Origin of the sequence: Paenibacillus sp. 19GGS1-52, from assembly GCF_022369515.1 — a bacterium.
GTDB lineage: Bacteria > Bacillota > Bacilli > Paenibacillales > Paenibacillaceae > Paenibacillus_AQ.
The window spans coordinates 3,170,234-3,186,214 of record NZ_CP059724.1; the positions used below are offsets into that span (position 1 = coordinate 3,170,234).

Sequence of the window (15,981 nt, forward strand, 5' to 3'; positions counted from 1 at the left end):
AAACGAAGGGGTCGCCTTTAAAGCCCGATTTCACCCTATATTCATTGTTCAATCAGGAAATCGGGCTTTAACAGCGATCGTAAGAACCCTCCGAACCGTAGCGGCTATACTCACAACAGGTCAACCGCTGATTTTGGTTTTGAGCCATAAATTTCATTCCATTGAATAAGGAGATTCCCTATGAACAATCATATCGCCGTCGATATCGGCGCCTCCAGCGGGCGGCTTGTGCTCGGAACACTCGATGATGGGACGCTCTCCCTGGAGGAGATTCACAGGTTCAGTAATGCTTTCTCAGAGCGGGCTGGTTCCTGCTTCTGGGACATTGATTATTTATTCGAACAGATTATAGTCGGCCTGCAGAAAGCGAAAGCCAAAGGCATCCATAAATGTACCTTGGGAATTGATACCTGGGCTGTAGATTATGTGCTTCTGGATGCGGAAGGCAACCGCATCCAGGAGGTCTACGCTTACCGCGACCGCCGTACGGAGCAAATGATGGAAGAGGTAGCCAAGCATATTTCCCCCGCTATCGTGTATGAGAAGACAGGGATACAGCAGCTTACCTTCAATACGTTATACCAGCTGTACGCTCATAACCCGGAGGAGTTGGCGCAGGCAGACCAAATTCTGCTTGTACCTGATTACCTCTACTATAGGCTGTGCGGCCGCAAGATCAATGAGATAACTAATGCGTCTACGTCACAGCTGCTAAACTTGGCCACTCGTGATTTTGATGAGGATTTGCTGAAGCTGCTGCATCTCAGACGAGAGCAGTTCGCTGCATTGACTGAACCGGGTGAGGTGCTTGGTTTTATAAGCCAGCCACTTGTCCAACAATATGATCTCCCAGAAGAATGTCTGCTGATCTGTGCAGCTACGCATGACACAGCATCAGCTGTACTTGGCATTCCCCTTGCAAGCGATAAATCATCGGCCTATATCAGTAGCGGGACGTGGTCATTACTTGGTGTGGAGCTGAGTCAGCCGATTAACAATAAACAAGCCATGGAAGCCAACTATACCAATGAGTGGGGGGCCTTCGGTACCTACCGCTTTCTCAAGAACATTATGGGGTTATGGCTCATTCAGGAGGTACGCCGACTGGACGGTGATCGTTACAGCTTCGCGAAGTTAGCTGAGCTTGCCGGAGAAGCGGACGCGTTCCGCAGCCTTATTCCATGCAATGACCCGCGCTTTTTGAATCCGGACAACATGATTGAGGAGATTCGTAAATCTTGCGTGGAAAGCGGACAGCCCGTGCCTGAGTCGATAGGGCAGCTGGCGCGCTGTATTTTTGACAGTTTGGCCTTATCCTATTTTACTTATCTGTTGGAACTGGAAGTACTAACTGGAACAGCAATTGAAGTACTGCAAATCGGCGGGGGTGGTGCCAACAACGAACTGCTCTGCCAGCTGACTGCCGATATTATTGGCAGAGAGGTACTGGCTGGACCCGTGGAATCGACTGCGCTTGGCAACCTGGCAGTACAGATTATCAGAGCCGGTAATATTTCGAATATTACGGAAGCCAGAACGATTATCAGGAACTCTTTTGAGATTAAATCCTACGTACCACGGCCAATTCCACAACTAGCAGAGATTCTCAGCCTCTGGGAGGCGCTTCATCCAGGTCCAGTAAGCGAAACTATATAAGCACAAACTTTTAGGAGGTAGCAGCATGGATCAGAGCATAATCAACAGCTATAACGAAGCCAAAAAACTGTACGAAGCACACGGAATCAACGTTGATGAAGTATTGGAAAAGCTAGCACAGATCAAAATTTCCCTGCATTGCTGGCAGGGTGACGATGTAAATGGCTTTCTTTTCAAGGATAAAGCACTGAGTGGTGGAATTGCTGTAACCGGCAGCTATCCAGGTCGTGCAGGTACACCGGATGAGCTGCGGCAAGATTTAGAGAAGGCATTATCGCTGATCCCTGGTAAACACAAAGTGAATTTACATGCAATCTATGCAGACACAGATGAAGTGGTAGACTTGGACGAATTAGAACCACGTCATTTTGCTTCATGGGTTGAATGGGCTAAAGAACAGGGACTGGGGCTTGATTTCAACCCAACCTGCTTCTCTCATCCGAAAGCGGCGGACGGCTTCACTTTAAGCCATGCCGATGAGGAAATCCGCAATTTCTGGATTACCCACTGCAAAGCTTCCCGCAAAATCGCCGAACATTTCGGCCGGGAACTGGGACAGCCGTGTGTAACTAATTTCTGGATTCCGGATGGGTACAAGGATACTCCAGTTGATCGCCTATCTCCAAGAGTTCGTCTGAAGGAATCGCTGGATGAGATTTTTAGCGAGCGAATTGATCCGCAATACAACATTGATGCTGTAGAGAGTAAGCTGTTTGGCCTAGGTTCAGAGAGTTATGTAGTCGGATCGCATGAATTCTATATGGGTTATGGAATGACACGTGGCGTAGCGATCTGCCTGGATGCCGGACATTTCCATCCCACAGAAGTCATCTCCAATAAACTGTCCTCCATTCTCATGTTCAGCGAGCAACTGTTGCTGCATGTTAGCAGACCTGTGCGTTGGGATAGCGATCATGTAGTTACAATGGATGATGAATTGCTGGAAATTGCGCGTGAACTCGTACGTGGTGATTTGCTCTCCCGCACCAATATCGGTCTCGATTTCTTCGATGGCAGCATCAATCATATCGCGGCTTGGGTCATTGGCACACGCAATACGATTAAGGCGCTGCTGCGCGCAATGCTGGAGCCGATTGCCGTGCTTAAGCAGATCGAGTTAGAAGGAGATTATACCTCTCGTCTGGCGTTAGTCGAAGAATTCAAATCCTATCCATTTGGTGCGATCTGGGATTATTACTGCGCAAAGCAAAATACACCGGTACGCGAGCAATGGCTGGCTGATGTGAAGAGCTATGAGCAGGAAGTGCTGTCAGCAAGATAAGAAGATCTATAGAGGGCTACACAAGGATATGGAGTTGCACCTATAAAAGGAGAGATACGAAATGAGTACATCCGTGATTGAATCCAAAGGTTATATTGCCAGCATTGAAGCACCGTTTATTCAGGAAATGGCCGAAATTACCCGCCACATGTGGGAACTGGGCTGGGATGAGCTGAACGGCGGTAACGTCAGCTACCTGCTGGATGAAGAAGAGGTTGCCAAGTATATCAACATTCTGGAGCCACTGCGTGTCATTAACCTGACATTTCCGGTAGCGGAATTGGCCGGCAAATATTTCATCGTAACGGGTTCCGGCAAATATTTTAGAAATGTGATCAAAGACCCAGAAGCTAATATGGGTGTACTTCGAGTCAGCAAAAACGGCGAGAGTGTAGAAGTGCTGTGGGGTCTGCGTAACGGAGCTGTGCCAACAAGTGAACTGGCTTCCCATTTCATGAGCCACATCGAACGTTTAAAGGTTGATCCAACACACCGTATCGTGCTGCATACACATGCAACCAATGTTATCGCTATGACCTTCACTCATGATCTGGATGAACTGAAGTTCACCAAGACACTCTGGGAAATGTGCACCGAATGCCTAGTTGTATTCCCAGATGGCGTTAGTGTCATTCCTTGGATCGTTCCGGGCAGCAGCGAAATTGGCCGCGAAACCGCTAAGAAAATGAAAGATCACCGTGTAGTGATCTGGCCGCAGCATGGTATCTTCGGCACAGGATCAACTATGGATTCAACTTTCGGTTTGGTTGAAACGGTAGAGAAAGCAGCGATTGTCTATAACCTGATCGGTGGCAGAGAGATCAAACAAAAAATCACTGACCAACAGCTGGTAGATTTGGCGAAAGCTTTTAATGTTACGCCTAAGGCTGGGATTCTGAACGTCTAATTTATATATTTAGCTTGAATTCATCCCTATTCTTCTCGGTGCAAGCCGGGCATCGGCAGACTTAACTGCTATGTCCGGCTTTTTTGTTATTTCTCAATTTGCAAATGATCCTAAACAGAGCGATAATAAGACTTACTTAAAGTAATCAAATTATGACACGGAGGCCAATTTATGAATACAGAAATATTATTTACACCTTTTCAGGCAGGCAATCTTAGCCTTTCTAACCGGATTGTGATGGCACCAATGACACGGGGATTTTCCCCTAACGGAGTTCCCGGCAGTGATGTTGCTGCTTATTACCGCCGCCGGGCGGAAGGTGGGGTTGGGCTGATCGTTACAGAGGGAACAGCGATTAATCATCCATCGGCTGTCACAAGTCCGAACATTCCTACTTTCCATGGGGAAGAAGCCTTGAAGGGCTGGGCACAGGTGGTTAAAGAAGTCCACGCAGCAGGCGGCAAGATTATTCCGCAGCTATGGCATGTTGGAATGGCTCGTTCCATAGGCGCATTGCCGAATGCAGAGGCTCTGCCCATCGGACCTTCCGGTTTGAATCTGGCTGGGGAACAGGTTACTGAACCTATGACTGAGGATGAAATTCAGGGGATCATCACTGCTTTCGCACAAGCGGCTGCAGATGCCAAGCGAATCGGCTTTGACGGTATCGAACTGCATGGTGCGCATGGTTATTTAATCGATCAATTCTTTTGGGAAAAAACAAACCAACGCACAGACCGTTACGGTGGCGATATGGAAGCGCGTACTACGTTTGCTGTGGAGATCGTTGACGCCTGCCGCCGTGCAGTCGGACCGGACTTCCCGATCGTGCTGCGCTTCTCACAGTGGAAAGCGGGCGATTACTCCGCCAAGCTGGCGCGGAATCCAGAAGAGCTAACCCGTTTCCTGGCACCGCTCAGCAATGCTGGCGTAGATATTTTCCATTGCTCCACACGCCGCTTCTGGCTGCCCGAATTCGAAGGCTCCGAGCTGAATCTGGCCGGCTGGACGAAGAAAATAACAGGCAAACCAAGCATCACCGTTGGCTCCGTCGGCATGAACAGCGAGTTTGTATCCGCAGTTCCCGATAAAAATGAAGAGGATAATCTTGATCGTCTGGTGGAGATGCTGGAGAAAGAGGAATTTGATCTTGTCGCAGTAGGCAGAGCACTGATCATCGATCCCGAATGGCCTGCAAAGGTTCAGAGCGGCAGAACAGAAGAGATTCTTCCGTTTACTCCCGAGTCGACCCAAACGTTGTACTGAGCGTAATCAACGAATATCTTAAGGGAAAGAGCTGTCCCCAGGCGAATCTGCTTGGTGGATAGCTCTTTTTTTATGAGGTTTACGAGCCATTTGTCCCATTTAACTTGGAAGTTGCAGTATAAAAGGATCAAGAGGGGTGTTAGGGTCAGAAACTGTAATGAAAGTGTAACGCGCATTTGCTAGTATTAAAAATAAACTCAATAGTATCTTCTCTTCTACCGTTTTTTTATGAATTAAATATCAATCTTTCTGATTCCACTCTCCATTTTTGCGCTTCGGCATTTTGATGATTACGTTCATATAAGTGAGAAATCTGCATATAAGTGCTATATTCCTCGGGGTTAAAAATTAATACAAATTTCAAATAGGAAATAGCGTCTAAAAGCTTTCCCTGAGCAATAAGGAGTTCAGACATGTTGTTAGCTAATTCAATCAGTTGAATCTCTATTTTTATACGAATATGCAAATTCCAGTCTTCATTTAAATTCCTGAAAATATTTTGGTCTAAATTGAAAAACAATTCGCTAATTATTTCTTCTTTGATTTTATTGTTCTTTTCTTCAATTGCTTTTTTGATTTTTTGCAAAAGGATTAATAAATCACATTGAACCTCATCAGATAAAGAGATTTGTTTTTTTTCAACAAATAATATCTTGGTTTCTTTATTATTTAACAATTGTGTTAAATGAGAAAGACATACTCTTAATTGATTTCTAGCTTTGGTGTTATCTATGTCTCCCCATAATTCTTCACAAATTTGATCACGTGTAACGTTGGGATGGAACAACAAATAAGTTAATAGTTCCTTGGCATTTCTATTTAGCCCCCTAGAAGATTTGGACAGTACACCCCTTATTCAAATACAATAGTAGACGGAGGGGAACGTTATGAAGCGTGTACAATATGATCTGAATTTCAAGCGGGAAATCGTTCGAAAAGGGAAAGAGATTGGGAACTTTACAGCGGTTGCTAGACAGCATGAACTAGATCCCAAGATGGTATTACGATGGGCAAGAGATCTGAATCGTAAAGATGTAGATCAGTTAGACGGTACGAGCAAAAGACAAGCCCAGTTTATCCCCACGGCTGAAGATTTTAAACAGCTTGAGCATGAGAATGAAAAACTGAAGAAGCTACTCGCGGAACAAGCCCTCGAAAGGGAAATTCTCAAAGACCTACTAAAAAAAACGAACCCAAACTTACGGATAAAATAGAAATTGCTCGTAAATATATCGATAAAGGACATTCAATTAGCCTGGTGCTCCGTGTACTCGAAGTCGAACGCTCAACGTACTATGCCCATGTCAAAGAAACGGCACAGAATCCGATTCAAAGGGTAGGGCGTCCTGCACCCGGATACTCGTATACCACCACTGGAACTCGCGTGAGCGACGAAGAAATCTGTGAATGGCTTATGGAGTTCTTGGCGGGTGAGGGAGCCTCGTTTGGGTACCGCAAGCTGACCGTTCTTCTAAAAAGACGCCACCAACTTGTGATTAACAAGAAGAAAATCTACAGGCTGTGTACGCAGTTGAATGTCTTGCGTCCGCAGCGTGAGTTGAAACTGAAACATCCCCGAAGACTCGCAAACAACCGTGTGATTACGGGCTCTAATCAGTTGTGGGAGACGGATATAAAGTATGGCTGGATGGCGGGTGAGCGTCGGTTTTTCTTCATAATGTGCATCTTAGACGTATTCGATCGTGCCATTATTTCGTATCACCTCGGCTTAACTTGTGAAGCGAGGCATCTGGTTCAGATTACACAGGAAGCCCTGATGAAGCGTCAGCTATTTGATAAGCCCAAGGAAGAGAAGCCGTTCATCCGCTCTGATAATGGTCCACAGTTCATCAGTCACCGGTTTGAAGAAGCTTGTGAAACGTTTGGAATCACTCATGAACGAATTCCTCCACGAACGCCAAATAAGAATGCGCACATCGAATCTTTCCATTCTATTTTGGAGGCGGAATGTTATCAAAGGCATGAATTCGAGTCGTATCCTGAGACCTACGAGATCGTTACGCAGTTTATTCAGGACTATAATCAGCAACGGATTCATGGGAGTATTTACGACCTATCTCCCTACGAATATATCGATGCCCTACAGAAAAACTTGGTAAAACCTAAAGAAATCAAGGTCTAAAATGCAGAAATCGAAGGAAAGAAGAGCAAATTCGAGTTATTTTATGAAAGCATCTGGTTAAGGGGTGCAGTGTCCAGCATAAGGGTGTTCAACCGATTTCTTCTTCCCCAACCACTAATAATTTGAACATTGTCAACAAAAACTTGGAACTGATTTATTAAATTTACCTCCAGCCGAGTGGGTGAGTTCTTTATCTTTGGCTCGTTTAACATATCCAAGAAATTAGAATGCAAGTCTTTTAAAAGTGGGTCAACAGGTATTCTTTGCTCCATTTTATTGTTAAAAAAATGATTGATTTGTTTAAAGGATTCCAAAGGCTGGTCATAAAAAACCATGTTGGATGAATTATAAATAGTCATGTATCGACAATTTGGGTTTGATGAGGCTGTTAAGGAAGATAAGAATGTAGGGAACATATTGTCTTGTTCACCTGTTAATAAAAGAGTAGGGATGACATTTTCTTTGAAGATTCCTACAATTTTATCATGCACAGAAATGTAGAAATCTAATATTTCGAAGTAAACATCAATAGTTACTTTTGAAAAAGCCTCATACAACTTAATCATTTCAGAAGAGTTGCTTGGATATAGTGTGACATTGGGAATAACATGAGCAGCAATAGCTTCTATTGAATTATGTATATTCAAATCTTTTCGATATGAGGTGTACTTATGGGCAGTATCCGAAGAATTGAATAATGGAAGAGATACAAACACACTTGATTGTACTCGACTGGGATATCTGTCGGTATAGAAAAGAGCGAGTACTGAGCCAGCTCCATGAGCTACAAAATGAAATTTATCTATCTGCAAATGAGTTAAAAGGCATATTAAATCATCCACGAATGTCTTGTCATTTAACGTCTCAACACCTCTATCAGTTAAACCATGTCCTCTAAAATCATACCTCAGAACGTTATAATCAGTTGTCATATAAGGAACAATTAAATCCCAACCTCTTAAATCGAAACCAACCCCATGGATTAGAACAAGAGATTCAGTTGAATCTATGAGATTACTTGCAGGTTCATATTCATAATAGATTCGAATATTATCTTTTAGAATATACGGCATTTTTTTTACCCCTTTGTAGAGTTAGTGTTACTTTGTACCTAATATCATTATATATAATTTTTGGGATTATGTAATGGAAGTGTAGCGAGCCTTTGCTAAAGTAATTAAAGAATCAATTTAATTCTAATTAATGAATGGTGAAAGGAGAGCTGGATTAATATGCAAGAAAGTATTCAGCCCCAATTTACATGGAGCCATGAGCGTATTTGTGCGGGGGGAGTAAAGGACGTAGCTCTTCTTGTTGAGTGGAAAGGGATTAAGACTGCAGAACAATGCCGAAAAAATAGTCATAAAGTAGCAGCGTCTGAAATTGAGCTGAGAATCTGGTTTGAACCTCATGTGAAGTTATGTAAATGCCATGGTTGTAGCATCGAAACGAGAGAAGGGCAGTCAGTGTCTTTCAAGCTTGGCAAGATACTTTCCGGACAGCGTAAATACATTGGATTGGAATTTACAATGGCTGCTATGCCTGCAGGTAAACATGAAGCTATCTGGCTGCAATGGCAATATAAACAACCATTCGGAGAACGTATTCGAGAGCTTTCGGTAATAAAGCTGGGTCTGGAGCACACACATCATACTAGTGTTCTGAGAGATTCAAGCTCCTTTATTGTAGAAAAGCATATGGAACTGTTAAAAACGGAAGAAGCGCTTGAAGATGCGGCTGAGCTGCGAAAGAACGGACAAATCTTGCCTGCCTATGAGAAGCTCCGCCGCCATGCTGATAAACTGCTATTGCTGGCGACCCGTTCGGGGGATTATTTGTTATTTAAAGAAGCGGAGAAGCTCTACGAGCAGAATAAACAAGAGCTCCAGCAAAGCGATAATATAGCAGGTATCCTATGTGATACGAGGAAGGAAGCAGTTTCACTTCCTTACATACTAAATAGTACTATTCAAATTTCTGAAAATTGTTTGTATAACCATTAACTATTAGAATAATATTAAGGACAAGCAGTGACTGACTGGGGAAAGAAGTAGCCAGTCACCAATAAGTAGAGAAATGGCTGTTCTCATTTGTAGGGAAATCTACTTATGGGACAGCCTCTTCGTCGGGAAAAATGAAATACATATGAAAATAGGCTTATTTTATTTGTGGATAGATCGGTTTAGGTTAGTTATGTTATAATTTTAAATTAGCAGAATAAAAATAATTGTTTATCAATAGAGGACGTGAGCAGCATGACAAAGGGGAACAATAACTCACCGGACTTAAAATCCGGCAAGGGTGCCAAAGATTACGCACAATATTTCGATTTCAGTGATGCCAAGCTGATCAGTGAAACTGAAGGTAAGACCACTTACCGGATTAAAGGCAGAAACGTACAGATTAACAGCCAGCCTGACTATAAGGAAGGCAAACGACGGGGCAAGGAAGATATTGAAGTGCATTATGACTTTGAGATTCCGGCTGATATGGTTGATATTGGGGAGAATAAATTCTACCATATCACCACCTATGGCTGCCAAATGAATGAGCATGACACGGAAACAATGAAGGGCCTGCTGGAGCAGATGGGCTATAGCAGCACCCCTGACCGCAATCTGGCGGATATTATTTTGCTTAATACCTGCGCGATTCGTGAGAACGCTGAGGATAAGGTGTTCGGCGAGCTCGGTCACCTTAAAGTACTGAAGATCGAGAAACCAGGGTTATTGCTCGGCATCTGTGGCTGCATGTCGCAGGAAGAAGGCGTTGTGAACCGGATTATGCAAAAGCACAGCTTCGTGGATATGATCTTCGGTACGCATAACATTCACCGCCTGCCGCAGTTGATCAAGGAAGCTTTGTTCAGCAAAGAGCTGGTCGTGGAGGTATGGTCCAAGGAAGGCGACATTATTGAGAACTTGCCGAAGAAGCGTGAGGGCATGCGTGCTTGGGTAAACATTATGTACGGCTGCGACAAGTTCTGTACCTACTGTATTGTACCGTTCACACGTGGCAAGGAGCGCAGCCGTCGTCCGGAGGATGTCATTGCCGAGGTGCGGGAGCTTGCCCGTCAAGGCTTTAAGGAAGTGACTTTGCTGGGGCAAAATGTGAACGCCTATGGCAAGGATTTTACTGATATCGATTATACATTCGGTGATCTGATGGATGACATGCGGCTAATTGATATTCCGCGCATCCGCTTCATGACCTCACATCCCCGTGACTTTGATGATAAATTGGTTCAAGTGCTTGGCAAAGGTGGCAATCTGGTGGAGCATATCCATCTGCCCGTTCAATCCGGGAGCACAGCTATATTGAAGAAAATGAGCCGCAAATATACCCGTGAAGCTTATCAGGAGCTTGTTCGCAAGATCAAGGCTAATGTACCTGGCGCTGTGTTGTCTACCGATATCATTGTCGGCTTCCCCGGTGAAACGGAAGAACAGTTCGAGGAGACGCTATCGCTCGTTCGCGAGGTAGGGTATGATATGGCTTACACGTTCATTTATTCTCCACGCGAGGGCACCCCTGCAGCGGCCATGGAGGATAATGTGCCGATGGAGGTTAAGAGCGAACGTCTGCAAAGGCTGAATAGTCTGATTAAAGAGAATAGTCGGATCATTAATGACGGGATGCTGGGCGAGGTCGTTGAGGTTCTGGTAGAGGGTGAGAGTAAGAACAACTCTGACATGCTTTCCGGTCGTTCCCGCACGAACAAGCTCGTGCATTTTGAAGGTACGAAGGAGCTTATCGGCACCTTTGTGCAGGTGAGAATTACAGATACCAAGACTTGGTACATTAAAGGCGATCGTGTAGTCGAAGCTGCAGTGATCCATTAATCATATACGAAAAGGGGCGTGTGAGCAGTGAGCCAGAAGGAACAGCATCTGAATGAATATGGAATGCAGTCCCACAATACCCGTGATCTAATCGTCCGCGAGGATATTATGGGCAAGGCGAAAGAGCTAGCTTCCTTGATCTCAACCAGTGAGGAAGTGCGGCATTTTCAGCAGGCTGAGTTAAAAGTCAATAACCATGAACGGGTACAGGGACTGATCGCGACAATTAAGAAGAAACAGAAGGAGATTGTGGCCTTCGAAAGCTTCAAGAATAAAGCCATGGTAGCCAAGATCGAAGGCGAGATCGAGGTGCTGCAGGATGAGATCGACGGGATTCCCGTGGTGAACGAATTTCAGCAAAGCCAGACCGATATCAATTATCTGCTGCAGCTCGTTATTTCTGTAATCAGAGATACGGTTTCGGAAAAAATAAATGTGGAAGCCGGCACTGAAGCACCTCCGTCCACATGCGGCGATTAACTTAGAATAGATCAGGGGCGGATATAAATCCGCTCCTTTATTTTTAAATTTGACCGAATGATGTAAAATTGTTACATAGGGTAGTTGATTTTATCAGTTCAAGTTTGGTACATTTAAAGATACGAATAGTAAACTAAAGCTGCGGCAAAGGATGGATCTATAGTGAGCGAAGACGGGGAACAAACCTATAACGCCAAAAAGTACCGCACGCCGGATGGTGTTCCGGCTGATATTGTTATGTTTACATTAACTAAACGCGAGCGGAAGACGGTTACCAAGACACTGCCTCTGCGTGAATTAAAAGTAATGCTGATCAGACGGAAGAAATGGCCTTATGCCGGGATGTGGGCTTTACCGGGTGGGTTTTGTCAGGAGGATGAATCCATATACGATGCAGCAACCCGTGAGCTAAAAGAAGAAACGGGTGTGAACGGCGGGCATTTGGAATATCTTGGAGTCTATAGCACACCGGGCCGCGATCCCCGCGGTTGGATCATCAGCCACGCCTTCTTCGCGTTGGTTGAAGAGTGGATGCTAGAGCAAAGACAGGCGTCCGATGATGCAGGCGAAGTCGGTTTATTCACTCTGCAGGAAGCGCTTGAGGAGCTGGAATTAGCATTCGATCATCATAATATCATTACAGACGCCTACTTGCGTATTCAACAGCAAATGCTGCAGACAACGATTGCGAGACAGTTTCTACCTCAGCATTTTACGCTTAGCGAGCTATATCAGGTTATCCAGACGGTAGTGCCTGAATTCAAGGAACCTAACTTTATTCGCAAAATCACTTCAACCCGCAGCCGCCAGGGTATATTAGTAGAAGTGAATGATGAAGCGGGCAATTCGCTCAGCTCCAACCAGTACTCACAGCGTCCGGCTCAGCTGTACATGTTCACAGACCACGAGCCTTTGTTATCTATCTATACTTAGTTTTTAGGGGGTTCAACACATGAAAGCATTGATCGTGATTGATTTTACGAATGATTTTGTGGATGGAAGTCTGCCGGTCGGACAGCCGGGCATTGAAATTGAACCTAGGATAGCTCAATTGACAGCAGAATTTGTACAGCAAGGTGATTATGTCGTTATGGCTGTAGATCTCCATGAAGAGAATGACGCCTACCATCCGGAGAGCAAGCTGTTTCCACCTCATAATCTACGGGGCAGCAGAGGCCGTGAGCTGTACGGAAGCTTGAATAAGGTTTTTGAGGATAACCGCGAATCCATCTATTGGATGGACAAGACCCGGTATAGTGCATTTAGCGGCACTGATTTGGAATTAAAGCTGCGGGAGCGGGGCATCACTGAACTGCATCTTTGCGGTGTCTGTACAGATATCTGTGTGCTGCACACAGCAGTTGACGCTTATAACCAAGGTTTTGCTATCACCATTCACAAGGATGCTGTAGCCAGCTTTAACGCCGAAGGTCATACATGGGCACTTGGACACTTCCAGAACAGTCTGGGAGCAAGGATTGTGTAGGCGCAACACAGCAACTAGGAGATGAGGACTTGAGAAGAGAACTTGCTCTACATACTGATAAATATCAGATCAACATGATGTATGCCCATTGGGTGAACGGAACCCACAAACGCAAGGCTGTGTTCGAGGCTTACTTCCGCAAGCTGCCGTTTGGCAACGGTTTTGCCGTGTTCGCGGGTTTGGAGCGCATCATCGGCTATATTGGGTCCTTACGCTTTAGTGAGGATGATATCCGCTACTTATCGGAGCAGGAGGAGAACTACGCACCTGCTTTTCTGGAGGAGCTGCTGCAGTTCCATTTCCAAGGGACCATCCATTCTATGAAAGAAGGGGCTCTGGTCTTCCCTGATGAACCGTTGATTCGTGTTGAAGGCACGATTATGGAAGCACAGCTGGTGGAGACGGCAATTCTGAACTTTATGAATTACCAGACGCTGATTGCTACCAAAGCTTCCCGGATCAAGCAGGTGGCTCCAAATGATATTCTGCTTGAATTTGGTACCCGGCGTGCACAGGAAGCGGATGCGGCGGTGTGGGGTGCCCGTGCGACCTATATCGGCGGCTTCGACGCAACCTCGAATATGCTTGCCGGCAAATTGTTCGGCATCCCTACCAAAGGTACGCATGCGCATTCCTGGGTTCAGAGCTTCGATAGCGAACTTGAGGCGTTTGACGCCTATGCCAAGGTAATGCCGGATTTGGTTACGCTGCTGGTAGATACCTTTGATACATTGCGCAGCGGCGTTCCGAATGCGATTATTACCGCAAAGAAGCTGGAAGCGCAGGGCAAACGGATGAATGCCATTCGTCTGGACAGCGGTGACTTGGCCTATTTATCGCGGCAGGCGCGGAAGATGCTAGATGAGGCTGGGCTACAGTATGTCAAGATAGTGGCTTCCAATGATCTGGATGAGAATACAATTATGGATCTGAAGCTGCAAGGAGCAGCTATAGATACATGGGGCGTTGGAACTCAGCTCATAACTGCTTCCGATCAACCGTCACTAGGAGGAGTCTATAAGCTAGTGGAAATTGAATCAGCTAGCGGTGAAATGGTGCCAACGATCAAGATTTCCTCCAACCCGGAGAAGGTATCTACTCCAGGCAAAAAAGATGTCTTTCGCATTATTGGCACCAACGGCAAAGCGCTGGCTGATTATATCAGCTTCCCTGAAGAGGCTGCACCGCGAAGCGGAGCAAAGCTGAAGCTGTTTAATCCGCTGCATCCTTATATGCAAAAGCGTGTCGACCGCTATGAGGCGCTCGCGATGCTGGAACCGATTTACGTCAATGGATTTCAGGTGTATTCGTTGCCAGATCTCAGTGAAATTCGTCGCTATCACAAGGAACAGCTGGACTTGTTCTGGCCAGAGTATCTGCGTAAGCTGAATCCCGAGGTTTACCGGGTGAACCTTAGCCAGCAGGTATGGACTCGCAAGCAACAGTTGCTGGCTCAGCATATGGAACCTGACATAGAATAGATAATGGACATGAAATAAATATAGAAACCAAGAGGCGCTCCTGTGTTATTCAGGAGCGTCTCTTTAGTGTGATTTTTATCATGTTTACTGTGACAAAATTAACATCTTAATTTTTAAATAATTGTTAAATTAAGTTTGCAGATAACTCTATGATAACCTATGAAAACATCGGTTTTCGTATAGTTTTCACACAATTTTCACATTGTGTTGTTTTTGTGGCAGATTATCTTCTATTAAAGTAACGCAGCTCTGTCGCATATAAAGAAATCGATTGAAATCTATAAAAAATTGTGATTCCCAAAGGGTAGAGAATGCAAGATTTGTCACTTCCTTACCTGCAAATTCAAGTTACAATCGTTGAAAAAGTCAAAGTATGTTATTTAAAATGACATTTTGAAAGGGGCTATGTCGGTGGTACAGTTGCCAAAAGTAAACGAGCTCGGATTTTTCGAGATTCGTCTGGAATCAATAGGGGGCCTGGGAGCAAACCTGGCTGGAAAAATGCTTGCTGAAGCGGGCGTTGTCGGTGCCGGAATGAATGGGGTAAGCTTCTCATCTTATGGTTCGGAGAAGAAAGGTTCTGCTGTTAAGGCGCATATTCGCTTCTGTGATATGAACACACATATCCGCGACACCACTCCAGTAGAACGTCCTCATGTAGTTGGAATATTTCATGAATCGTTGGCGAAGACCGTAAACGTGACTAGCGGTATCTATGCAGACAGCACCGTGCTGATCAATTCAAACAAATCGCCTGAGGAACTGAAAGTGTTATTGAATATGAAGGCAGGTACAATAGCTGTTATTGATGCTACAAGCATTGCACTGAAGGAGAAGAATCGTGTAAACATGGCCATGTTGGGCGCGTTGTTCCGGATGTGTGATTTTCTTGATCCGGATATTATGAAGGAAGTTATCGAGAAGTCGCTTGGCAAGAAATATCCGCAAGCTGTGCAGTCAGCCATTACTACTTTTGATCGTGGATTTAATGAAGTGAAGTTTCTGCATTTCGAGCTTCCAGCAGGTGAAAGCATGCCGCAGTATGTCCGTTCCGATATTTCGGCACTTGGATATGATACACAGCCGATTGGTGGCGTCATTATCAATCCGGGGAACAGTTTCTTAAAGAACCTAAGCATTTCCCGTTCCGGAATGCTGCCAACCTACGAGCAAGAGTCTTGTATTAACTGCGCGCAATGCGACACGGTTTGTCCAGATATGTGTTTTGTGTGGGAAGAACGGATTGATAAGAAAGGCCGGTCGCAAATGTACCTCCAGGGCATCGATTACCAATATTGTAAAGGCTGCCTAAAATGCGTGGAAGCTTGCCCAACTTCGGCCCTGGCAAGTCAGCGTGAACATGAAGGCTACGCTGACAGTCATACCGTGCATCATTTGTTTGATCTTATTACACAGTCTTAATATTGGGAAGAAAGGT

General features: G+C 45.1%; 15 protein-coding genes. 13 read left to right on the forward strand and 2 right to left on the reverse strand.

Features of this window, described 5'->3' with window-relative positions:
• Positions 1–180 precede the first annotated feature (180 nt).
• From rhaB to H1230_RS14875, 4 genes are all read left to right on the forward strand, one after another.
• Complete coding sequence (gene rhaB, locus H1230_RS14860; protein WP_239716575.1) at positions 181–1,656, forward strand: rhamnulokinase; 1,476 nt, start codon at positions 181–183, stop codon at positions 1,654–1,656.
• 25 nt (positions 1,657–1,681) lie between these two features.
• Entirely contained in the window at positions 1,682–2,938 is a 1,257-nt protein-coding gene (rhaA, locus tag H1230_RS14865; RefSeq protein ID WP_239716577.1) for an L-rhamnose isomerase, read from the forward strand.
• Positions 2,939–2,999: 61 nt separating this feature from the next.
• Positions 3,000–3,845 carry a rhamnulose-1-phosphate aldolase gene (rhaD, locus tag H1230_RS14870; RefSeq protein ID WP_239716579.1) on the forward strand — a complete coding sequence of 282 codons (846 nt, stop codon included), beginning with the start codon at positions 3,000–3,002 and terminating at the stop codon, positions 3,843–3,845.
• Positions 3,846–4,016: 171 nt separating this feature from the next.
• Positions 4,017–5,111 carry an NADH:flavin oxidoreductase gene (locus H1230_RS14875; RefSeq protein ID WP_239716581.1) on the forward strand — a complete coding sequence of 365 codons (1,095 nt, stop codon included), beginning with the start codon at positions 4,017–4,019 and terminating at the stop codon, positions 5,109–5,111.
• Positions 5,112–5,337: 226 nt separating this feature from the next.
• On the opposite strand, the gene H1230_RS14880 is transcribed toward H1230_RS14875, so the two are convergent.
• Positions 5,338–5,898: a tetratricopeptide repeat protein gene (locus tag H1230_RS14880; RefSeq protein ID WP_239716583.1), complete on the reverse strand. Its 561-nt coding sequence runs from the start codon at positions 5,896–5,898 to the stop codon at positions 5,338–5,340.
• Between the two features lie 100 nt (positions 5,899–5,998).
• Here H1230_RS14880 and H1230_RS31400 point away from each other — a divergent pair, with 100 nt between their 5' ends.
• Together H1230_RS31400 and H1230_RS14895 are read left to right on the forward strand one after the other, a co-directional pair.
• Complete coding sequence (locus tag H1230_RS31400) at positions 5,999–6,325, forward strand: transposase (RefSeq protein WP_275591143.1); 327 nt, start codon at positions 5,999–6,001, stop codon at positions 6,323–6,325.
• 44 nt (positions 6,326–6,369) lie between these two features.
• Positions 6,370–7,254: an IS3 family transposase gene (locus tag H1230_RS14895; RefSeq protein WP_239714765.1), complete on the forward strand. Its 885-nt coding sequence runs from the start codon at positions 6,370–6,372 to the stop codon at positions 7,252–7,254.
• Between the two features lie 41 nt (positions 7,255–7,295).
• On the opposite strand, the gene H1230_RS14900 is transcribed toward H1230_RS14895, so the two are convergent.
• Entirely contained in the window at positions 7,296–8,327 is a 1,032-nt protein-coding gene (locus H1230_RS14900) for an alpha/beta fold hydrolase (RefSeq protein ID WP_239716585.1), read from the reverse strand.
• Positions 8,328–8,486: 159 nt separating this feature from the next.
• Between H1230_RS14900 and H1230_RS14905 the strand changes: the two genes are divergently transcribed.
• The 7 genes from H1230_RS14905 to H1230_RS14935 all read left to right on the forward strand — a co-directional run bounded on the left by H1230_RS14905 (position 8,487) and on the right by H1230_RS14935 (position 15,965).
• A complete protein-coding gene (locus tag H1230_RS14905) occupies positions 8,487–9,257 on the forward strand; it encodes a hypothetical protein (protein ID WP_239716587.1) in 771 nt (256 codons plus the stop codon).
• Between the two features lie 252 nt (positions 9,258–9,509).
• Positions 9,510–11,096, forward strand: a complete 1,587-nt coding sequence (gene miaB, locus H1230_RS14910) for a tRNA (N6-isopentenyl adenosine(37)-C2)-methylthiotransferase MiaB (RefSeq protein WP_239716589.1) — start codon at positions 9,510–9,512, stop codon at positions 11,094–11,096.
• Positions 11,097–11,159: 63 nt separating this feature from the next.
• Positions 11,160–11,576 (forward strand): YlbF/YmcA family competence regulator, encoded by a 417-nt coding sequence (locus H1230_RS14915; RefSeq protein WP_239717338.1) that lies wholly within the window; start codon positions 11,160–11,162, stop codon positions 11,574–11,576.
• A gap of 162 nt (positions 11,577–11,738) precedes the next feature.
• Positions 11,739–12,509: an NUDIX domain-containing protein gene (locus tag H1230_RS14920; RefSeq protein ID WP_481857146.1), complete on the forward strand. Its 771-nt coding sequence runs from the start codon at positions 11,739–11,741 to the stop codon at positions 12,507–12,509.
• Between the two features lie 19 nt (positions 12,510–12,528).
• Entirely contained in the window at positions 12,529–13,062 is a 534-nt protein-coding gene (locus H1230_RS14925) for a cysteine hydrolase family protein (RefSeq protein WP_239716591.1), read from the forward strand.
• A complete protein-coding gene (locus tag H1230_RS14930; protein ID WP_275591227.1) occupies positions 13,014–14,543 on the forward strand; it encodes a nicotinate phosphoribosyltransferase in 1,530 nt (509 codons plus the stop codon). Before H1230_RS14925 ends, H1230_RS14930 begins: the two co-directional genes overlap by 49 nt.
• Positions 14,544–14,954: 411 nt before the next feature.
• The gene (locus H1230_RS14935; RefSeq protein WP_239716593.1) at positions 14,955–15,965 is read left to right on the forward strand and encodes a 2-oxoacid:acceptor oxidoreductase family protein; all 1,011 of its coding nucleotides are present in this window, start codon (positions 14,955–14,957) and stop codon (positions 15,963–15,965) included.
• Positions 15,966–15,981 lie beyond the last annotated feature (16 nt).